The organism is Mycobacterium zoologicum, from assembly GCF_020181635.2.
Taxonomy (GTDB): Bacteria; Actinomycetota; Actinomycetes; order Mycobacteriales; family Mycobacteriaceae; genus Mycobacterium; species Mycobacterium zoologicum.
The window spans coordinates 1-648 of sequence record NZ_JAYJJS010000083.1 but is presented as its reverse complement, the minus strand read 5'-3'; the positions used below and the strand labels follow the sequence as shown (position 1 = coordinate 648).

Sequence of the window (648 nt, the reverse complement as noted above, 5' to 3'; positions counted from 1 at the left end):
CGCAGTGCGGCACAAGCCGAGCACGCCTTGGCGGTGGTGGGAGAGATCCTGGCGTCGTTGGGGTTGCGGCTGCATCCGGACAAGACGAAGGTGGTCGACCTGCGTGGCGGTCGGGAGGGCCTGGATTTTCTGGGCTGTCACTTCCGGGCGCGTATGTCGGGGCGGTTGTGGGAACAACGCCGCATCGTGCGGTATTACCTGCATCGCTGGCCCAGCCAAACGGCGATGAAACGACTGCGCGACAAGGTTCGCGTTCTGACCGGGCGCTCACGTGTCGGTCTGGACGTTCGGACCGTGATCGCGACGTTGAATCCGATCCTGCGCGGCTGGGGTAACTACTTTCGTACCGGTAACGCCGCCGCCAAGTTCCGCCAGCTCGACTGGTACGTCACAATGCGATTGTTCCGTTTGATGGTTAAGAAGCGGGGCCGCAATCTGCGTGCTGGGCAAACCGAGCAGTGGACCGAGGAGTGGTTTAACGGGCACGGCCTGCACCGGCTTCGTGGCACCATCCGTTACCCGAAGGCTGCGTAACCATGTCAAGAAGATCATCGGTAAGCCGTGTGCGGGAAAACCGCACGCACGGATTGAAAGGGGGATGGGGAAACAGGCTCGCATTGCGAGTACTGCGCCCCTGACTACCAATGA

At 61.7% G+C, this 648-nt stretch carries 1 protein-coding gene; it reads left to right on the top strand.

The window, feature by feature from the left end:
* Window positions 1–534, top strand: a 534-nt coding sequence (locus tag K6T84_RS23835) for a group II intron maturase-specific domain-containing protein (RefSeq protein WP_329786996.1), incomplete at its 5' end; no start/stop codon positions are given.
* Between the last annotated feature and the right edge of the window lie 114 nt (window positions 535–648).